At 71.6% G+C, this 19,673-nt stretch carries 15 protein-coding genes; 5 read left to right on the top strand and 10 right to left on the bottom strand.

What is annotated here, in order from left to right; translation table 11 throughout:
• Positions 1 to 5: 5 nt before the first annotated feature.
• The gene (locus ACFU5O_RS06880) at positions 6 to 650 is read right to left on the bottom strand and encodes a DJ-1/PfpI family protein (protein ID WP_384237267.1); all 645 of its coding nucleotides are present in this window, start codon (positions 648 to 650) and stop codon (positions 6 to 8) included.
• Positions 651 to 667: 17 nt separating this feature from the next.
• Positions 668 to 1,684, bottom strand: a complete 1,017-nt coding sequence (locus ACFU5O_RS06875; RefSeq protein WP_384237265.1) for a GlxA family transcriptional regulator — start codon at positions 1,682 to 1,684, stop codon at positions 668 to 670.
• Positions 1,685 to 1,805: 121 nt separating this feature from the next.
• Between ACFU5O_RS06875 and ACFU5O_RS06870 the strand changes: the two genes are divergently transcribed.
• Positions 1,806 to 2,669, top strand: a complete 864-nt coding sequence (locus tag ACFU5O_RS06870; protein WP_384237263.1) for a hypothetical protein — start codon at positions 1,806 to 1,808, stop codon at positions 2,667 to 2,669.
• Positions 2,670 to 2,791: 122 nt separating this feature from the next.
• On the top strand, positions 2,792 to 5,191 hold the full coding sequence (locus ACFU5O_RS06865; RefSeq protein WP_384237261.1) for a Tex family protein: 2,400 nt from the start codon (positions 2,792 to 2,794) through the stop codon (positions 5,189 to 5,191).
• 820 nt (positions 5,192 to 6,011) lie between these two features.
• Here ACFU5O_RS06865 and ACFU5O_RS06860 read toward each other — a convergent pair.
• From ACFU5O_RS06860 to ACFU5O_RS06845, 4 genes are all read right to left on the bottom strand, one after another.
• Positions 6,012 to 6,419, bottom strand: coding sequence for a hypothetical protein (locus ACFU5O_RS06860; RefSeq protein WP_384237258.1), 408 nt, complete (start codon positions 6,417 to 6,419; stop codon positions 6,012 to 6,014).
• A complete protein-coding gene (locus ACFU5O_RS06855) occupies positions 6,416 to 8,056 on the bottom strand; it encodes an ABC-F family ATP-binding cassette domain-containing protein (protein WP_384237256.1) in 1,641 nt (546 codons plus the stop codon). The genes ACFU5O_RS06860 and ACFU5O_RS06855 overlap by 4 nt, the downstream gene beginning before the upstream one ends.
• A gap of 148 nt (positions 8,057 to 8,204) precedes the next feature.
• On the bottom strand, positions 8,205 to 8,369 hold the full coding sequence (locus ACFU5O_RS06850; RefSeq protein WP_384237254.1) for a hypothetical protein: 165 nt from the start codon (positions 8,367 to 8,369) through the stop codon (positions 8,205 to 8,207).
• A 359-nt stretch (positions 8,370 to 8,728) separates the two neighbouring features.
• Positions 8,729 to 9,751, bottom strand: a complete 1,023-nt coding sequence (locus ACFU5O_RS06845) for an oxidoreductase (protein ID WP_384237252.1) — start codon at positions 9,749 to 9,751, stop codon at positions 8,729 to 8,731.
• Between the two features lie 66 nt (positions 9,752 to 9,817).
• Between ACFU5O_RS06845 and ACFU5O_RS06840 the strand changes: the two genes are divergently transcribed.
• Positions 9,818 to 10,798 carry an NAD(P)/FAD-dependent oxidoreductase gene (locus ACFU5O_RS06840; protein ID WP_384237250.1) on the top strand — a complete coding sequence of 327 codons (981 nt, stop codon included), beginning with the start codon at positions 9,818 to 9,820 and terminating at the stop codon, positions 10,796 to 10,798.
• Between the two features lie 125 nt (positions 10,799 to 10,923).
• On the opposite strand, the gene ACFU5O_RS06835 is transcribed toward ACFU5O_RS06840, so the two are convergent.
• Both ACFU5O_RS06835 and ACFU5O_RS06830 read right to left on the bottom strand, forming a co-directional pair.
• Positions 10,924 to 12,594 (bottom strand): BCCT family transporter, encoded by a 1,671-nt coding sequence (locus tag ACFU5O_RS06835; protein ID WP_384237784.1) that lies wholly within the window; start codon positions 12,592 to 12,594, stop codon positions 10,924 to 10,926.
• 165 nt (positions 12,595 to 12,759) lie between these two features.
• A complete protein-coding gene (locus ACFU5O_RS06830; protein WP_384237248.1) occupies positions 12,760 to 14,112 on the bottom strand; it encodes a M14 family metallocarboxypeptidase in 1,353 nt (450 codons plus the stop codon).
• 179 nt (positions 14,113 to 14,291) lie between these two features.
• Here ACFU5O_RS06830 and ACFU5O_RS06825 point away from each other — a divergent pair, with 179 nt between their 5' ends.
• Together ACFU5O_RS06825 and ACFU5O_RS06820 are read left to right on the top strand one after the other, a co-directional pair.
• Positions 14,292 to 15,836, top strand: a complete 1,545-nt coding sequence (locus ACFU5O_RS06825; protein ID WP_384237245.1) for a M1 family metallopeptidase — start codon at positions 14,292 to 14,294, stop codon at positions 15,834 to 15,836.
• 94 nt (positions 15,837 to 15,930) lie between these two features.
• Positions 15,931 to 16,959 (top strand): LacI family DNA-binding transcriptional regulator, encoded by a 1,029-nt coding sequence (locus tag ACFU5O_RS06820; protein ID WP_384237242.1) that lies wholly within the window; start codon positions 15,931 to 15,933, stop codon positions 16,957 to 16,959.
• Positions 16,960 to 17,118: 159 nt separating this feature from the next.
• Here ACFU5O_RS06820 and ACFU5O_RS06815 read toward each other — a convergent pair whose 3' ends face one another.
• Positions 17,119 to 18,477: a vanadium-dependent haloperoxidase gene (locus tag ACFU5O_RS06815; RefSeq protein ID WP_384237239.1), complete on the bottom strand. Its 1,359-nt coding sequence runs from the start codon at positions 18,475 to 18,477 to the stop codon at positions 17,119 to 17,121.
• 152 nt (positions 18,478 to 18,629) lie between these two features.
• Positions 18,630 to 19,493 (bottom strand): oxygenase MpaB family protein, encoded by an 864-nt coding sequence (locus tag ACFU5O_RS06810; protein ID WP_384237237.1) that lies wholly within the window; start codon positions 19,491 to 19,493, stop codon positions 18,630 to 18,632.
• Positions 19,494 to 19,673 lie beyond the last annotated feature (180 nt).

The raw sequence follows: 19,673 nt of genomic DNA, 5'->3' as shown, positions 1-19,673 counted from the left end.
TGAGGTCAGCCCTCCTGGACCAGGACCCGCTCGGCCTGGCCGCGCCAGAACGCGACGATGTCGGCCGGCGCCTTGTCGGGCGAACCCGCGTCGTACGGAGGCTGCGGGTCGTACTCGGTGAGCAGTTGCACGGTCCGGGCCACCTGGTCCCCCGCGATCCGGCCGAGCAGATGCAGAGCCATGTCGATCCCGGACGAGACACCGGCGGCGGTGACGTACTTGCCGTCGAAGACCACGCGTTCGCCGGTCGGCTCCGCGCCCAGTGCGACGAGGTCGTCCAGGGCCAGCCAATGGCTGGTGGCGCGGCGGCCCTTGAGCAGGCCGGCTCCGGCGAGCACGAGCGACCCGGTGCAGACGGATGTGGTCCAGGTGCTGGTGGCGTCCACCGCGCGCAGCCAGTCCAGGACCGTGCTGTCCTTCATCGCCTGCCGCGAACCGGGGCCACCCGGTACGACGACGACGTCCGGGGCCGTCACCTCCGCGAGGGCGCGGTCGGCGACCAGGGCGAGGTTGCCCTGGTCGTTGCGTACCGGACCCGCCTTCTCGGCGACGAACACGGTCTCGGCGTCCGGCAGCCGGCTGAGCAGTTCGAACGGGCCGACGGCGTCGAGACTGGTGAAACGGTCGTAGAGCAGGATGGCGATCTGCATGGGATCCCTTTCCGGTTTCAATGGGTGGACACGTTCTCGGTGACGGGTGCGTGACCGGTGACCGGCGCGTGACCGGTCACCGGCGCGTGGAATCGGCGGCGGTACTCGGCCGGCGACACTCCGAGGGACTTCGCGAACGCCCGGCGCATCGCCTCCGGGGTGCCGTATCCGCACGCCCTGGACACCTCCTCGACGCCGTCGCAGGTGTCCTCGAGGAGGCGTCGGGCATGCTCCAGGCGCACCCGGTCGACGTATCTGCCCGGGGTCGTCCCGGTCTCCGCACGGAAGACCCGGGCGAACTGACGTGGCGAGAGCCGGGCGCGGGCGGCCAGTGACTCGACCGACAGATCGCCGTCCGGGTGCTCGGTGATCAGCCGCTGCACTTCGCGCAACGGTGCGCGCTGCGCGGTCTGGGCGGACAACTGGGCACTGAACTGGGACTGGTTGCCCGGGCGGCGCAGGAACACGACGAGATGGCGGGCGATGGTCAGGGCCGTCTCGCGGCCGAGGTCCTCCTCGACGAGGGCAAGGGCGAGGTCGATACCGGCGGTGACACCGGCGGATGTGGCGAGCCTGCCGTCCCGTACGAAGATCGGCTCGGGGTCGACCTCGACCTCGGGGTAGGAGCGGGCGAGGTGGTCGCAGACGGACCAGTGGGTGGTCGCGCGGTGTCCGTCGAGCAGTCCCGCCGCGGCCAGCAGCAGTGCGCCGGTGCAGACGGACACGAGGCGTTCGGCTTCCGGGGCCTGTTCACGCAGCCAGTCGATCAGCCCGGAGTCGGGCCGCCGGGTGCCCTCGCCGCCCGGGACGATCAGCGTGTGCGGCGGCGCCTCTTCGCCGAGACTCCCGTCGGGGACGAGGGTGAGACCGCTGGACGTGCGGACCGGTTCGCCGTGGAGCGAGGCGGTGCGGATGCGGTACGCCGGTGGCGCGCCCGGACGCTTGTCGGCGCCGGCGAACACCTCCAGGGGACCGGTGACGTCGAGGCTCTGCACGCCGTCGAACAGGGCGATGAGCACGATTCGCTCTGGCATACGTCCATCGTCGGCGCCGCCGCTGCATGACCGCAACGACGTTCAGCCCACCTTTTCTGCCACCCACAGGGCGGACACCCTGCCCTTCCTGTCGTACCGACCAGTCGGTAACGTGCGGGTCATGACCTCTCTGCCCCCGCGCGCGGGACGCCGTTGCCACAACGCCCTCAACCCGATGCACTCGACCGTGTACTTCTCACCCGACTACGCGAAGCAGCTCGCCGGGATCGGCATCGAGGACGCCGGCGCCGCCTACTTCGCCGGGCGCGCCGCCGCGATGGGCGCCGTCGGGCCGGGCGCGGTGACGGCGACGTTCTACAACTTCAACCACGAGCTGATCTCCCGGCACCTCCCGGCGGTGTGGGAGACCGCCTCGCCCGCCGCGGTGCTGGAGGCCCGGACACGTGCGGTGGACGCCACGCTGCGGCGGCTGCTCGGCGACGACACGGTGGCCTCGGCGGAGATGGCGGAGGCGGCCCGGCTCGCACTTCGGGCCACCGAGGCCTGCACCCGGCACGCCCGTCCGCTGTACGCGGCACACGCGGATCTGCCCGTACCCGACCAGCCCCATCTCGCCTACTGGCACGCCGCCACGCTGCTGCGCGAGCACCGCGGCGACGGCCATCTCACCGCACTGCTCTCGGCCGGTCTCGATCCGCTGGAGGCCCTGGTCAGCCACACCGCGACCGGCAAGGGCATGTCACCGCGCTGGATCCTCTCCAGCCGGGGCTGGCGGCGCGCCGACTGGATGGCCGCGTCGGACCGGCTGCGCGAGCGCGGACTGCTCGACACGGAGGGTGAACTGACCGAAGCGGGCGCGGAGCTGAGGACGGCACTGGAGGAGCAGACCGACCGGCTCGACGCCGCCCCTTACGAGCACCTCGGCGCGGCGGACGTCGAACGCCTCACCGAGCTGGCCCGGGACTTCCTGAAGACCGCGGTCGTGGCCGGTGCGTTCCCGGCGGGCCTGAACAGCAAGGGCTGACCCCGGAGGGGGCGCGCGACACGGCGCCCGGTGACCCGGCAGAATGCAGGCAAAGAGGCCGCGCGGGCAGGGAGCGCGGGGCCTCCAGGCACAGCCAGCAGCAGAAGGCGAGTCGGGGAACCGTGACGACGTCCATCGAAGGCAGGATCGCCGAGGAACTCGGCGTACGCGAGCGGCAGGTGAAGGCGGCCGTCGAGCTGCTCGACGGCGGGTCGACCGTGCCGTTCATCGCGCGCTACCGCAAGGAAGCGACCGAGATGCTCGACGACGCGCAGCTGCGCACGCTCGAGGAGCGGCTGCGGTACCTGCGGGAGCTGGAGGAGCGGCGGACCGCCATCCTGGAGTCCGTACGCGAGCAGGGCAAGCTCACGGACGAGCTGGAGGCGCAGATCCGGGCGGCCGACACCAAGGCACGCCTCGAGGACATCTATCTCCCCTTCAAGCCCAAGCGGCGCACGAAGGCGCAGATCGCCCGCGAGGCCGGTCTCGAGCCGCTGGCCGAGGGGCTGCTCGGCGATCCGTCGGTCGAGCCGCTCGCCGCAGCGGCGGCGTTCGTCGACACGGACAAGGGAGTCGCCGACGCGGCGGCAGCGCTGGAGGGCGCCCGGGCGATCCTGACCGAGCGGTTCTCGGAGGACGCCGATCTCATCGGCGAGCTGCGTGAGCGGATGTGGACGAAGGGCCGGCTCGCCGCGAAGGTGCGGGAGGGCAAGGAGGAGGCCGGCGCGAAGTTCGCCGACTACTTCGACTTCTCCGAGCCGTTCACCGAGCTTCCTTCGCACCGGGTCCTGGCGATGCTCCGGGGCGAGAAGGAGGACGTCCTCGCCCTGGAACTGGAGCCGGAGGAGCCCTCGGGGGAGCCCGGCCCTTCCACCTACGAGTCCATGGTCGCGCGCCGCTTCGACGTCGCCGACCGGGGCCGTCCTGGCGACAAGTGGCTTGCGGATACTGTGCGCTGGGCATGGCGGACGCGGATCCTCGTCCACCTCGGCATCGATCTGCGGCTGCGGCTGCGTACGGCGGCCGAGGACGAGGCCGTACGTGTCTTCGCCGCCAACCTCCGCGACCTGCTGCTCGCCGCCCCGGCGGGTACGCGGGCGACGCTGGGCCTGGACCCGGGCTTCCGTACCGGTGTGAAGGTGGCCGTCGTCGACGCGACCGGCAAGGTCGTGGCCACGGACACGATCTACCCCCATGTGCCTGCCAACAAGTGGGACGAGTCGCTGGCGAAGCTGGCACGGCTCGCGAAGGAGCACAGCGTCGAGCTGGTCGCGATCGGCAACGGCACCGCGTCCAGGGAGACGGACAAGCTCGCCGGTGATCTGATCGCCAGGCACCCGGAGCTCGATCTCACCAAGGTGATGGTGTCGGAGGCCGGCGCGTCCGTGTACTCGGCGTCCGCGTTCGCCTCGCAGGAGCTGCCGGGGCTCGACGTCTCGCTGCGTGGCGCCGTGTCCATCGCGCGAAGGCTCCAGGATCCTCTCGCCGAGCTGGTGAAGATCGACCCCAAGTCGATCGGCGTCGGCCAGTACCAGCACGACCTGTCAGAGGTGAAGCTGTCGCGCTCGCTGGACGCGGTCGTCGAGGACTGTGTGAACGGTGTCGGCGTCGACGTCAACACGGCCTCCGCGCCGCTTCTTTCCCGCGTTTCCGGCATCGGCTCCGGACTGGCCGAGAACATCGTGGCGCACCGGGACACGAACGGGCCGTTCCGCTCCCGCAGGGCGCTCAAGGACGTGTCGCGGCTCGGCCCGAAGGCGTACGAGCAGTGCGCGGGCTTCCTCCGGATCCGCGGCGGTGACGACCCGCTGGACGCGTCGAGCGTGCACCCTGAGGCGTACCCGGTGGTGCGGGCCATGGTGAAGCGGACGGGAAGCGAGGTGGCGTCGCTGATCGGCAACACGGCCGTGCTGCGGTCGCTGCGTGCGGACGACTTCGTGGACGAGACCTTCGGTCTGCCGACGGTGGGCGACATCCTGCGGGAGCTCGAGAAGCCGGGGCGCGACCCGCGGCCCGCGTTCAGGACGGCGACCTTCAAGGACGGCGTCGAGAAGATCTCGGACCTCGCACCGGGGATGGTGCTGGAGGGTGTGGTCACGAACGTGGCCGCGTTCGGCGCCTTCGTGGACGTCGGCGTCCACCAGGACGGTCTGGTGCATGTGTCGGCGATGTCCCGGACCTTCGTCAAGGATCCGCGTGATGTGGTGAAGCCGGGTGACGTGGTGAAGGTGAAGGTCCTGGATGTCGACATCCCGCGCAAGCGGATCTCGCTGACCCTGCGCCTGGACGACGAGGCGGCGGACCGGCCCGCCGCGGGCGGCGCCGGAGGCAGGCGCGGCGAGCGCGGCCAGGGCGGCCAGGGCGGCCGTCCGCCCCAGCAGCGGCAGAGTGGCGCCGGTCGCGGAAGCGGTGGCGGTGGCGGTGGCCGCCCGGCCCCCGCCCCGGCGAACAGCGCCATGGCGGACGCGCTCCGCAAGGCGGGACTCCTCGACCCGAAGCAGGGCGGCGGCAAGCGCCGCTGACGAGACGCGGTGTGGCGGCGGGATGCCGCCGCCACACCGCACCGCGGCTGTCATGGGGCCGCGGCAGGGGCACGACCGCCGACTGCGAGCCCATGGTCGGTAACGCGGACGTCGATGGGCCCCGCTGGGCGCACCGGATACGGCGCAGGTCGCGCCGTGCAGCCATGAGGCCGCAGCGGGGGCACGACCGCCGACTGCGAGCCCATGGTCGGTAACGCGGGCGTCGATCGGCCCCGCTGGGCACACCGGATTCGGCGCAGATCGCGCCACACAGCCATGAGGCCGCAGCAGGGGCACGACCGCCGACTGCGAGCCCATGGTCGGTAAGGCAGGCGTCGGTGCCTCGCTGGGCGGCGCACCAGGTACAGCGCAGGTCGCGCCGTGCAGCCATGAGGCCGCAGCAGGGGCACGACGGCCGACTGCGAGCCCGTGGTCGGTATCGCGGGCCCGGATACGGCGCAGATCGCGCCACAGCCATGAGGCCGCAGCAGGGGCACGGCGAGCCGCCTGCGGCAATGCGTGCACCCACATACCCACGGCTGGGACGGCCCTCGGCCCGGCCGACCGCCGTCACCCGCGGGGACGCCTCCACTGCAGGCGCACCGGGCACGGCCGCCCGTACACGCGTCCCTCCGTCCCGGTGCGTCTCGCCCCAGGGCACCGCGGGCGGTCCTCGGTCCGACTGCACCAGGTCGACGATCTCCGTCGCGAGACCGTCCTGGTCGTCGCCGAGGTCGACGGCCGACGCGCGCAGCAGCAGGGACGCCCGGACGGTACCCGGGGGCCGGTACGCCCGGGCACCGTCGCGTGGGTACGCGTACTACACGGTGGGCAGAAAACGCAGAGCCCACTCCGCCCTGGAGCGGACGGCCGGGTCGTCGTCACCGGTCAACGGCTCCAGAAGCCCGCGGGCCGCCCTCGGGTCCGACTGCACCAGGTCGACGATCTCCGTCGCGAGGCCGTCCTGGTCGTCGCCGAGGTCGACGGCCGACGCGCGCAGCAGCGACGGCAGCACAGCGACACCTCCGATCGCGGCGATCACTCCACCGAGCAACTCGCGGGCGTAGGAGTTCCGTTCACCGATGCTGCGGGTGAGCTCGGCCTCCAGGCGAGGAAGCAGGGCACGGTCGCCCGACGCCGCGATCTCGTCGGCGAGATCGATCGTCTCGTCGACATCGGCGTCGAGGTCGTCGACGAGCTCGATCAGACGGGTCATGGGGTCGGTCATGAGGACTCCGTCACCTTGCCGTCCGCCACCTCGACACGCCGGGTCGTATGGACCGCCTCCAGCATCCGCCGGTCGTGCGTGACCAGCAGCAGCGTGCCGGTGTAGGAGTCCATCGCGGACTCCAGCTGCTCGATGGCGGGCAGGTCGAGGTGGTTCGTCGGCTCGTCGAGGACGAGGAGGTTGACGCCGCGGCCCTGGAGCAGGGCGAGCGCGGCGCGGGTGCGCTCTCCCGGGGAGAGGGTGGCGGCGGGTCGCATCACATGGCCGGCCTTGAGGCCGAACTTGGCGAGGAGGGTACGGACGTCGGCCGGCTCGGTGTCGGGGACGGCCGCGCAGAACGCGTCCAGCAGAGTCTCCGTACCGTGGAAGAGCCCCCGCGCCTGGTCGACCTCGCCGACGACGACGCCGGATCCCAGCGCGGCGTGCCCGTGGTCCAGCGGAAGGCGGCCGAGGAGGGCCGCGAGCAGTGTGGACTTGCCGGAGCCGTTGGCACCGGTGATGGCGACCCGGTCGGCCCAGTCGATCTGGAGGGACACCGGCCCGAAGTGGAAGTCGCCGCGACGCACCTCCGCGTCGCGCAGTGTCGCGACCACCGAACCGGAGCGGGGAGCGGCCGCGATCTCCATCCGCAGCTCCCACTCCTTGCGGGGCTCGTCGACGGCGTCGAGGCGCTCGATCATCCGCTGGGTCTGGCGGGCTTTCGCGGCCTGCTTCTCACTCGCCTCGCTGCGGAGCTTGCGGCCGATCTTGTCGTTGTCGGTCGCCTTGCGCCGGGCGTTCCTGACGCCCTTGTCCATCCAGGAGCGCTGCATCTGGGCGCGGCCTTCGAGGGCGGCCTTCTTGTCGGCGTACTCCTCGAAGTTCTCCCGCGCGTGCCGCCGCGCGGTCTCCCGTTCCTCCAGATATCCCTCGTAGCCGCCGCCGTAGAGGGTGATCTGCTGCTGGGCGAGGTCGAGTTCGAGGACCTTGGTGACCGTACGGGTCAGGAACTCACGGTCGTGGCTGACGACCACGGTGCCGGCCCGCAGGCCCTGCACGAACTTCTCGAGCCGCTCCAGGCCGTCCAGGTCGAGATCGTTGGTCGGCTCGTCGAGGAGGAAGACGTCGTAGCGCGAGAGGAGAAGCGAGGCGAGGCCGGCACGGGCGGCCTGGCCCCCCGAGAGGGAGGTCATCGGCTGGTCGAGGCCGACGGCGAGGCCGAGCGAGTCGGCGACCTCTTCTGCGCGCTCGTCCAGGTCGGCGCCGCCCAGCGCGAGCCAGCGCTCCAGCGTCACGGCGTAGGCGTCGTCGGCTCCGGGTGCTCCGTCGACGAGTCCCTGGGTCGCCTCGTCCATCGCGGCCTGGGCGTCGGCGACCCCGGTACGGCGGGCGAGGAACTGCCGTACGGTCTCGCCCTCGCGCCGCTCCGGTTCCTGCGGGAGGTGCCCCACGGTGGCGGTGGGCGGGGAGAGCCGCAGCTCCCCCTGCTCCGGCGTGTCGAGCCCGGCGAACATCCGCAGCAGGGTGGACTTACCGGCACCGTTGGCGCCGACGAGGCCGATGACATCGCCGGGCGCGACGACGAGGTCGAGGTCGGCGAAGAGGGAGCGGTCGCCGTGTCCGGCGGCGAGGTCCTTGGCGACGAGGGTTGCAGTCATGAGGGGGCCGATCCTATCCGGCGCACCGTCCGGAGCCGCAGGGAGCGGCTCACGGCAGGTCCGCGAGCCCGTGGGGCGCGAGGGCGCCGACGATCGCGACTCCCCCGGAGCCTCGCCCGGGGTACCCCCGGACCGGCGCCCGTGCCGGTCACCGGGATACCCACGGGCTCGTCGAGCAGGTCGAGGGCTCGGGCGGGACACCGGTCTGCTCATGGCCGAGCGCCATGATCGTCGGCTCCCGCGCGGGCGGCAGGCCGGCGCGGCGCACCGCCCCGTCCGCCGGATCCACGCCATGATCCGGCCACGCGCTCACGCTGCCGCTCCGGTCCGGAGGCGCTCACAGCGGCTTGCGCAGGGTGTTTCGCCCCGGGTGAGGGGCTCAGGCACCCAGGGGAACCGCGGCACGGTCGTACACACGCCTACCGCTTCGCAGGTGCCGGCGAGCATTCCGGTCGGGCTCCGTGCAGCGGTCACCGGGGCGCCGCGCAGGGATGGTCCCAGCATGCGTGGGCACGCGGTCTGCGTGAGCGGTGCAGCTCGGCGAGGTGCGGGTACGGGTCGCGGGTCCGTTCCTCCGTGCGCCGCTCGTCGGCGAGGGGAGGCGGACCTCCCGTTCGCCGGACGCATGTCGTCTCGGCGATTCATCGGCTCGCCATGGCCCCCGCGACCGCGTCAACGCACCACCGGTGCGACCAGCACACCCCCCGTGGTGCGTGCCACCACGAAGGACTGCCCCTTCACCGTCCGCCCCTCCAGCGGAATTCTGTGTGTGCCGGTCTCCAGCGTCCCGTCGAAGACCTCACGCGTATGGGTACGGGAGAGCCGGTCGACGCGGTAGGCGACGAGCCGGACGCGGCACGGGGAGGTGACCGTGACCGCGGCCTCCGAGGCGTTCGCCGTCAGCCCGGTGAGCCGGCGGCGGTCCGGCGGGACCCGGTCGAGGGCGTGCTCGATCTGGGCGACGAGGAGCGGGACGACCGGGGCGAATCCCTCGACGTAGGGAATGTCCACACCGGCCCGTTCGAACGCGGCACGCACCGCCGTGCGGTCCGCCGCACCGACGGCCCGCCCGAAGGCGACGGCCCCGTACGTACGGAGCTCGTCGGCGGGAACCTGTGCGGCGTCGTCGGTGATCTCGGCGCCGATGCCGATGGTGCGCAGTGTGGCGGCGAGCCTGGCGAGTACGGCGACGCGGGCGCCGATGAGCAGGACACGGCGGCGCGGCCGGGCCTCCTCGTCGGTGAGCAGCCGCTCCAGCTCCGCGCGGTACTCCTCGGCCCGGAAGCGGAACGGCCCTGTTCCGTGGTAGCCGTTGAGGTCCAGGTCGGCGGTCTCGTCCGTCTGCCAGGCGAAGTCCCGCCAGACGAAATCGTCGCCGTCGCGCTCGATGACGGCGGTGACGGCCCCGCAGCCGAGTTCTTCGCACTCGGGGCAGCCGTAGATGACGTAACGTCCGCCGGGCAGCGGGGCGTCGGCCTCCAGAAGCAGACTGCGCACCTGGTGGGTGAAGATCGCGGGCGGTATGTCGGAGGCAAGCGGTGAGACGGCGTCGAGGTCGGAGAGCTGGAAGAGGAGCGGACGGCCGTCGACGACGAAGTCGATGAAGTCCCGGTGGACCTGATAGCCACCATCGGCGAGGACTCCCCCGGCCCGCATCGCCGGCGCCAGCCCGAAGGTCGCGTACTCGGCAGACATGTCTGGAGTATCCCCAGCTGCGACGTGATGTGAGCACGGTGTCACGGATTCGGCTACGGTCCCGGCATGGACGGCGAGGTGCGGGGCGGACGCGGCGCGGGCGATGTGATCGTGCTGGGCGGCGGGGTCATCGGGCTGAGCACCGCACTGGTGCTCGCGGAGCAGGGCCGCCGGGTGCGGGTGTGGACCCGCGATCCTGCCCGGGCCACGACGTCCGCGGTGGCGGGGGCGCTGTGGTGGCCGTATCGGATCGAGCCCGAGGCACCTGTGGGCGCCTGGTCGCTCACCTCGCTTCGGGTGTACGAGCAGTTGGCCCTGAGACCGCCGGAGACCGGGGTGCGGATGGTGCCCGGCGTGCATGCCGGCGTTGAGCTCGGCGGGCTCGGGCCCTGGGCACGGCGGCTGACCGACCTGCGGCAACTGCCCGCCGGTGAGACGCCGGGCGGCTACGGATCGGCGCTGTGGGCCCGGCTGCCCCTGATCGACATGCCGGTGCATCTGGACTGGCTGCGGACACGGCTGGAGACGGCAGGCGCGGTGGTGGAGAGCCGGGAGGTGCGTTCGCTCGACGAGGCCGCGGCAGAGGCCCCTGTGGTGGTCAACTGCGCGGGACTCGGTGCCCGTGATCTCGTCCCCGATCCCGATGTCACGCCGGTGCGGGGGCAGTTGGTGCTCGTGGAGAATCCGGGGATCGACTCCTGGTTCACCGCGGCGGACGACGTGTCGCACCTGACCACGTACTTCTTCCCGCAGCCCGGCCGGCTGATCCTGGGCGGCACGGCCGAGCCCGGGGAACGGTCGCTCGAGCCCGACCCCGCGACGGCCGCGGCGATCGTGGGGCGCTGCGCGGAGATCCGCCCGGAGATCGCCGGCGCGCAGATCATCGGCCATCGGGTGGGCCTGCGCCCCGTGCGGTCGAAGGGGGTCCGGCTGGAGGTGGATCCGGGCACGTCCGCCACCCGGCTCATCCACAATTACGGTCATGGCGGGGCGGGTGTGACGGTCGCCTGGGGCTGCGCGTACGCGTCGGCGGCGCTGGCGTCCTGACTGCCGGTCCTTCAGCACGGTCCGGCGGCCGACGGCCCGGCGGGAGGACCGGACCGGACCGCGGCCGACCGCATCGGCCCGCACCGCCGGAGCACAGGGCGTGGAGTCACGCGCCGCCCCGCTGCTCAACGCGCCGCGGGGGCCTTCTCCCCTCCTCCGCCCGCTTCCGGCGGCGGTCCGATGCGGATCTCGAAGTCGCCGTCGTATCTCTCATGACCCGCGATGACCGCGTTCTCGACGGCCTCCTCGCCCCGCTCACCGCGGACGATCAGCGGGTCGTGGCGCAGATCACGCATCAGGGAGACACACATGCCGATCATGACCAGCACGAACGGGGCGGCCACAAGGATCGTCAGGTTCTGCAGACCGGCCAGCGCGTCCCCCTGCCCGCCACCGACGAGGAGCATCACTGCGGCGACGGCTCCGGTGACCAGGCCCCAGAAGACGACGACGAACCGACCGGGCTCCAGAACGCCCTTCTGCGAGAGCGTGCCCATGACGATGGACGCCGCGTCGGCGCCGGAGACGAAGAAGATGGCGACCAGGATCATCACCAGCAGGCTCATCACCGTGGCCAGGGGGAACTGCTGGAGCACCGCGAAGAGCTGTCCTTCCGGGGTCTGTTCGCCGCCGAGCCGCCCGCGCTCCTGCAGCGTCATCGCGGTGCCGCCGAACACGGCGAACCAGCACAGGCTGACCGCGCTCGGCACGAGGATGACCCCGCCGACGAACTGGCGGATCGTACGCCCCCGGCTGATGCGGGCGATGAACATGCCGACGAACGGTGTCCAGGAGATCCACCAGGCCCAGTAGAAGACCGTCCAGGTGCCCAGCCAGTCGGCGACGCCCTTCCCGCTCGAGGCTTCGGTCCGCCCTGCCAGCTGCGGCAGTTCGCCGAAGTAGGCGGCGATCGAGGTCGGCAGCAGGTCGAGCACGACGATGGTGGGTCCCGCGATGAAGACGAACACCAGGAGCAGCAGCGCCAGCACCATGTTGATGTTGGACAGCCACTGGATGCCCTTCTCCACGCCGGACACCGCCGATGCGACGAAGGCGAGCGTGAGCACGGCGATGATGCCGACGAGCAGTCCCGTGCCCGTCTTCTCCATCCAGCCGAGTTCGGCGACCCCGCTGCCGATCTGGAGGGTGCCCAGCCCCAAGGAGGCGGCCGAGCCGAAGAGCGTCGCGAAGATGGCCAGGATGTCGATGATCCGGCCGCCGGTGCCGTGTGCGTTCGCCTCGCCGATGAGCGGTACGAAGACGGCGCTGACCGTCTGCCGCCTGCGCCGCCGGTAGGTGCTGTACGCGATGGCCAGTCCCACCACGGCGTAGATCCCCCACGGGTGGAGCGTCCAGTGGAAGAGGGTGGTGGCCATCGAGGTCGCCATGGCCTGGGCGGCATCGGCCGGGTGTGTGCCGGGCGGGGGTGTGGTGAAGTGCGCGAGCGGCTCGCTGACGCCGTAGAACATCAGACCGATGCCCATGCCCGCGCTGAACATCATGGCGATCCATGACACGGTACGGAACTCCGGGGCCTCGTCGTCCTGCCCGAGCGGGATCCTGCCGTACCGGCTGACGGCGAGCCAGAGCGAGAAGACGACGAATCCGGACGCGGCCAGGACGAACGCCCAGCCGCAGTTGTGGATGAGTCCGGAGAGCATTCTGCCGGAGACGCGTTCCAGTGCCTTCGTGGCGACGGAGCCCCAGACGACGAAGGCGAGCGTCAGTACGGCCGTGACACCGAAGACCACCCGGTCGGTCGTGGCGTGGCGGTCGGCTGTGGCCGGACTGGGGATATCGGCCGTCTCCGGCGGTTCTCCCCGGCCTCGCGCTTCGTGCTCGTCTTCATGTGACTCGTCGTGCGACACGGAGGGCACCTTTCACGCGCTGCGGAGCCGGTTGCGGAGTCCGGTTCTCGCTCTCCGCAACGCCTTACCACAGGTGCCGTGGATCTCCTCGTATCAACAAGCGGTCAGGGGCTGTCCGGATACGAGGTGATATGCCGCCCGTTCGTCGAGCAGCAGGGGCACGAGATCACGCTGGGACTGACGCAGCGGCACAATCGCTCCGTGACCGTCTCCGGGCGCCACGGGCCTGGACACGACTCCGTGCAGCATGAGTTCGTCCTTGACGTCCGCATACTGCGCGGCGGAGAGCCGGTATCCGCAGGGCGGGTCCTCGAGTGTCTCGCCGGGGGTCGCCGGGGCGTTGTCGGCCCCGGCCAGGTACACCGGGCCCCGGTCGGCGAACCCGGCGAGCCGCGCGGCTCCTGTCGCGGACTCGATCCGGCCGCGGCGCTCCCCGACATAGTCGTAGGCTCCGTCGAGCGCCGCGAGTTGGGCGCGCACCCGGCGCCTGTTGTTGAGGGCCGGGTCCTGCTTCTCGGCGTCGGTCAGCGGGTCGGCGCGGGTCTCGACGAGAAGGCCGACGGAGTGCTTGATGCCCGCGGTGTTGCGCAGTATCCGCTCCTGGCCGTCGCCCGCGACCTGCTTGACGGGCTCACCGGTGACGGGGTCGGTCCAGATGCCGTAGACACCGCTGCTGAATCCGGCGTCATGGGCGGCGGGCCGCACATAGGTCTCGGAGAGCGTGTGCGCCTCCCGGTACACCGTGGGGTGGGCGTTGAGATTACGGGGCCACAGGGACAGCAGCTCCTTGTCGTAGTACCCCGGAGTTGCTCCGTATTCGTGCAGGTCGTAGATGACATCCGGCCGTTGGTCGCGGATGAGTGCGGCCATGGCACGGCCCTCGGCGGTCCTGAGCGCGATGTGGTCCCGGTTGATGTCGACGCCGTCGGCATTGCCTCTGGTGTCCGCGGCACGGCCGTCGGGATTGGCCGTGGGGACCACGAGGACCGTCGTACGGTCCAGAAACCGTCGGGTCACCGCGTCGTCGGCCGTGGCGAGATCACGGATGGTGGTGAGGCAGGCCTCCCTGCCCGACGGCTCGTCACCGTGCTGGCTGCAGATCAGGAGCATGACATTGGCGGTGGGGCGGTCCCCACCGATGCGGACGAGCCGGACCGGGCGGCCCTGCCCGGTCGTACCGATGGTGCGCAGGGACATCCGGTCGCTCGCCCGGTCGACGGCGGACAGGAACCGCCGCTCTTCCGGCCGACTCGTCCAGCGCTCTCCGCCCGACTCCTCGAATCCGGTTCGCGGCAGCGACAGGCCCCGGACGACGACGGCCTCCCGGGCCGTTGCGCCCCTGCCCGGGGCCGCCTGGGCGGGCACGCCCACCACGGGAGCGGCAAGCGCGGCGGCGCAGACGGCCAGGGCCACGAACGAGCGGCTGTACCCCACACGTATCGGCATGGGCGCAAGGTACTCCGGTCAACTCCTGTGCGACAGGGGGCACTACGGGAAGGGACGCCGAGGCGTGTGATGTCGGCCGAATGGCATTCGTGTGACACGAGGGGCCATGGACATGACTGCGGGCGCGGGGCGTGAATAGGGTCCGAAGAGATCATTCGCCCCGACGACTTGGAGCTTTCGTGCACCCCAGAATCCTCGTCCCGAGTGCACTCACGGCCTCTCTCCTGCTGGCGATCCCGGCATCGGCCGCTGACTTCGTGCCCGGGACCCCGGGCATCGGTGATCCCTACTACCCGGCGAGCGGGAACGGCGGCTACGACGTCTCGCACTACGACCTGAGGCTCAAGTACCAGCCGAAGACGGACCTCCTGGAGGGCACGGCGACCCTGCTCGCCACCACCCGCCAGAACCTGTCCCGCTTCAACCTCGACTTCGGACTGGACGTCAGCGAGGTACGGGTCAACGGGAAGAAGGCGACGTTCGCCAGGACCGGCGACCATGAACTGGAGGTCACCCCGGCCGCACCGATCGAGAAGAACAAGCCGGTCTCCGTCGTGGTGAAGTACGCGGGCAAGCCCTCCGAGCTGAAGATCGACGGCTGGAGCGCCTGGCACCGCACCCCGGACGGCGGTGTCGCCGCGCAGGAGCCCGACTCGGCCGTCTGGTGGTTCCCGTCCAACGACCACCCGCTGGACAAGGCGACGTACGACATCTCCGTCTCCGTACCGGACGGCACCCAGGCGATCAGCAACGGTGTTCTGCAGTCGCAGTCCTCACGCCTCGGCTGGACCCGCTTCAACTGGCGGTCCAACAAGCCGCAGGCGACGTATCTCGCCACACTCGCCGTCGGCAAGTTCGACATCACGACCGACAAGACCGACAAGGGGCTTCCGGTCCTCAACGCGTACAGCGTGGACCTCGGTGACAACGCCGGCGCGGCACGGGCGAGCATCGAGCGCACGACCGAGGTCGCGGAGTGGCTGGAGGAGGTCTTCGGCCCCTATCCGTTCAACGCGCTCGGCGGCTACGTGCCCAATGTGACCAGCGGCTATGCCCTGGAGACCCAGACCCGGCCGTTCTACAGCCCGCGCCAGTTCGCGAACGGCGCGAATGTCTCGGTGGTCGTGCACGAACTGGCCCACCAGTGGTACGGCGACAGCGTCTCCGTCAAGGGCTGGAAGGACATCTGGGTCAACGAGGGGTTCGCCCGGTACAGCCAGTGGCTGTGGTCGGAGAAGGAGGGCGAGGGTACCGCTCAGGAACTGGCGGACCACGTCTATGCGCTGCACCCGGCCGATGACCCGTTCTGGACGGTGAAGCCCGGCGACCCGGGCCCGGACAAGCAGTTCGACATCGCCGTGTACGACCGCGGTGCGCTCGCCCTGCAGGCGCTGCGGGCCGAGATCGGCGACAAGGACTTCTTCGCGGTCCTCAAGGGGTGGCCGACGGCGAAGGCGAACGCCAACGCCAGTGTGGGCGACTTCGTCCAGTACGCCGAGTCGGTCTCGGGGAAGCCGCTCGCGGGGCTGTTCGACACCTGGCTGTACGAGCCGTCGAAGCCGGCCGCCGCCCCGGCGGCGGGCCCGGCGGCCCGGGGCACGGCGGGTGCACGCGCCGCCGGCGCCGGCACCCGGCCGGTACAGCCCAGGTCGTGGAAGAAGATCGCCGCGACGAACAACGTCCACGAGCACGAACACGGGCGCGGGCACACGGACGGGCACTGACCCCGGCCGCAGGCGCCGCCGTCCTCGCCCGGGTGACGGCGCCTGCGGATACCCTCGTGTGGATACGGTCCGACGCGCCGACGAGGAGTGTCCGTTGCCCGATCCGACCACTGGGACCAGGCCCACGCTGGAGGCCGTCGCCGCCCGCGCCGGGGTGTCGCGGGCGACGGTGTCGCGCGTCGTCAACGGCGGGGCCGGTGTACGGGCGCCGCTGGCGGACCGGGTGCGCGAAGCGGTGGCGGAGCTCGGCTATGTGCCGAATCACGCGGCGCGTTCGCTGGTCACGCGACGCAACGGCGCTGTCGCGGTGATCATCGCCGAGCCCGAGTTCAGGATCTTCTCGGACCCCTTCTTCGAGCGCCAGGTGCGGGGCATCAGCCGGGAGCTGGCCGCCCATGACTCCCAGTTGGTGCTGCTGTGGGTGGAGGGCGCGGACGACCATGACCGGATCGCCCGGTATCTCGGCGGCGGGCATGTCGACGGGGCGCTCGCGTTCTCGCTCCACGATGACGGCGAACTCCCGGGAATCGTGCGGGAGTCCGGCGTACCCGCGGTGTTCGGCGGTCGGCCGGGCGCCGATGCCGGTCACGTGGTTCCGTACGTGGACTGCGACAACCGCGGAGGCGCCGCGGCAGCCGTGCGCCATCTCGTGGGACTCGGGCGGAGGCGGATCGCGCACATCGCGGGACCGTCCGACCAGACCTCGGCGCTGGACCGTGTCGAGGGCTACCGCGATGCGCTGGCCGAGGCGGGGCCCGAGCTGATCGCGCAGGGGGCCTTCACCGTCGACAGCGGTGCCCGCGCGATGGCGGAACTGCTGCACCGGCAGCCGGATGTGGACGCGGTGTTCGCGGCGAACGATCTGATGGCCACGGGTGCGCTGCGCGTACTGCACGAGCGGGGGATCCGGGTGCCGCGGGACATCGCCCTCGTCGGCTTCGACGACATGACGTCGATCGCCGAGACCACGGATCCCCCGCTGACGACGGTCCGTCAGGACATAGAGGGAAACGGCCGGCTGATGGTGCGGCTCCTGATGCGCGTCCTCAACGAGGACTACGGATCCGGTGCACCGGCTTCGGTGATCACTCCGACGACGCTGGTGCGCCGCGCCTCGGCGTGAACGCCGCTGCGGGAGCCTGCGCGCCCCCGTTCCCGGGGGGCGCGGGCTCGCCGAGCAGGGCGGCCGTCGCCGGGCACGGACGACCGGTGTGCCGGCCGTGCTCGCGGTCGGCCGCGCGGCCCGGTCCGGAAGGCGGGTCTGCGCCGGAGCCCGGGCCGGTCAGCTCTCGCCGCCGTGCGGGCATGTCGGCCGGACCGGCGGCGAGGCCTGCTCTCGTGGCGGGTGCACCGGCTGGAAGTAGTGGGCGAGCGTCCAGACGCCGATGCGGTTACCGGCACGGCACCCGGCGGTGTCCGCCGAACGGGAGTGGATTCCGGCCCAGACACGGGCGTTGATCATGTCCTCGTTGAGCTGGTCGGCGTACTCGTAGTGGCGTGTGGTTCCGGTGAGCTCCGAGGAGATGTCGAGGTCGATGTGCGCGGTGCCGAGAATGCCGGTCAGGGTCCGGGTCACGGCGCCGGCAACGGCGGCGTGACCGCTGACGTAGTCGGGGTGCGGTGGGGTGACCAGCAGCGGCTCCCACGACGGATCGGCTTCGGTCGCGGGGTTGCCGTCGGTGTCGGCCAGCCGGACAGCGGTGATCGGCCGCCAGAATCCGTAGTGGAGTTTGGCGTCCCACGCGGCGACGACGGCATCGGTCGCCGACGCGTTCCCCGCGGCGAACAGCCGTGCCGTCTCGGCGATGTCCAGTCGGTGCCGGGCGGTGTGGTCCCGGAACGCCTCCTGGAACTGCACCACCAGACTTCCGCCGAAGAACAGGGCGGTCTCGGTCTGGAGCGGGGTGCGGGACGAGCCGTTCTTCGCCCCCATGGCCTTCACCTCGTTCACGTCCTCGGCGTAGCGGGCAGAGGACAGGGCCGGCGGCTCGCCCGGGCGGAACTGGTGCGGGGAGGTGAGCAGCAGCGGGCGAAGCTTGCCGAGCCAGGGGTCGATGAAGGGCTGGTGGGCGGGAGGGGTTGGCCGCCAGACGCCTGGCGCGGGCGGAACGGTGAACTCCACCGGGGCGAACCGGCCGTCTCCTTCGCGCAGTTCGACGATGTGGTCGGCTGCGCGTACCCCGAAGGCCACACCCTGCTTCTTCGCGGGGCCGTCGGGAATCCTGGCGAGGGAATGGGCGTACGCGGCATCGAGCGTGGCCCCGGCCGCGGGGAAGTAGGTGCGCAGTACGTGGTGCGCCGCGGCCACGGCAGCCGCCTCCGGCGACGCGGTGGAGGGCCCGCGCGCCCGCCACTTGTACGGGGTGTAACGGCCCTGGATGCCGACCACGGCGTTGTAGACGGCGGCCGACACGAATCCGTGCCAGATGACGGCCTGACCGGAGGGACGGGTGGGTCCCAAGTCGGTGCCGATGGTCTCGGTGGCGATGGCGTTCCATTCACGGATCGCCGCGGGGTCCGCCGACGGCGGCGGGTGGCTGCCGGCGGTGGCTGGGGGGCCGGCCAGGACCGTGGCGGCGAGGAGCAGGAGCGATACGACAGCGCGGACGATGGATCGTCCGCCCGAACCAGGAGTACCCATAACCGGCTCAACGGCCCGCCGGGTCGACGGTCACTCGGCTGCACCGACGAAAGAGGGTGCCCCGGCGCGTGTACGGGAGCCGGGTGCGCCGGGCGCATGCGCTCCCGCGGACACCTGCCTCGACGCGACAAGATCAACGGCCGGACAGGGGCTCAGGGGCTGTCCCGCCGTGCGGCACGGGCAGCTCTGCGAGCCTCGCGGGCCGGCGGCAGATAGCGCAGCCGCTCGGGGAGCAGGGGCACCACGGCACGAACGACACGCCCGAACCGCCGCAGTCGGCGCTCTTGTTGGTCCGTCCAGGGCAGACCGATCGCCGCGCGGGCCTCCGGCGGCATCAGGCCGATGGTGACGAAGCGCCGGAAGCGCGCGAACAGCGGCAGGACCACCGGCCACAGCACACGCAGCGGCACACGGATCAGCAACGGCCCCCGGTCCGGCGGCGGCACGGGCCGGTCGGTCGCGATGAGGTCCTCGACGACTGCGGTCGCCTCCACCTCGTCGGCGAGCACCTTGCGGTAGTACGGCCAGAACTCCTCGATCGTCCCCGGCATGTCCCGGTCGTGGATCCCGAGGATCCGGCCGACCTGCAGCCACTCCGCGTAGAGCTGCCGCTCCTGCGCCTCGGTGAGCGGGCGGTACAGATAGCAGGCGGCGTACCGGTAGACGGGGAAGCCGGTGGCATGGACCCATGAGTAGTACTGGGGATCGAGCGCGTGGTAGCGCCGGCCGCGGGTGTCGGTCCCCTGGATGGTCCGGTGCAGTCTCCGGAGCCGCCGGCCCTCCTCGGCCGCCGCCTCGCCGCCGTACACCCAGAGCTGGAGCGAACGCAGGGAACGCTCTCCCCTGCCCCACGGGTCGGTGCGGAAGACGGAGTGTTCGTCGACCCCGGCCCCCACGGCGGGGTGCGCCACCTGCATGGTGAGTGCGGCAGGCAGCATGAGCAGACCGCGGATGTCACCCGCGAGGCTCCAGAGCACCCCGCCGGGGGGCGGTGGCGCCGGGTCCTGCCTGCTCATAGGTCGCTCCCAGGTCGGCGGCCGGGCGGCTCGACGGCCGGTCCCTCCGGTACCAGTATGCGATCGCGGCCTGCGGGCGAGCACGGGGGACGTGCCTGCCGGACGGAGACTCCGCGGAGGCCGAGGACTCGGGGCGAACCGGCCAGTCCCGGGACGCCAGGGACTCCGGAGGCCTCGCAC

This window comes from Streptomyces sp. NPDC057445, assembly GCF_042802855.1.
GTDB lineage: Bacteria > Actinomycetota > Actinomycetes > Streptomycetales > Streptomycetaceae > Streptomyces.
The sequence above is the reverse complement of the archived record's forward strand: the minus strand, read 5'-3'. Positions and strand labels throughout refer to the sequence as shown.